Source organism: Cellulosimicrobium sp. BMG9.22 (genome assembly GCF_059159975.1).
On the sequence record NZ_JBZGBY010000080.1, the window covers coordinates 1 to 311 of the forward strand.

Here is a 311-nt window from a genome sequence, read left to right on the forward strand (position 1 = left end):
AGAGCCGTGGTCGCGCGAGGTAGAGGCCTGGTCCGCCGAGGTAGAGCCGTGGTCCGGCGAGGTAGGAGCCTGGTCGTCGGTGTCGAACTGTCGGCCGATCAGACCATGGTCATGCGCCGAACACGACATGGGTGCCGTTATCCAGGCCGTGGCGACCCTCAGGTCGTGTTCGAGCGCGAGCATGTCGTGTTCGACGACCGAGCGGGGCTCGGGCGTCGGCCGCGCGGCATGACGGCGCGACGGCGCGACGGCGGGAGACCGGCCCCGCGGGCAGTCGCCCGGGTGAGCCACGACCGGGGTGGGACGACGCA

1 protein-coding gene is annotated in these 311 nt (G+C 71.7%); it reads right to left on the bottom strand.

What is annotated here, in order from left to right; genetic code table 11:
* A partial coding sequence (locus tag AC4H2H_RS19765) for a hypothetical protein (protein WP_494372539.1) occupies positions 1-183 on the bottom strand: 183 nt, incomplete at its 3' end.
* Positions 184-311 lie beyond the last annotated feature (128 nt).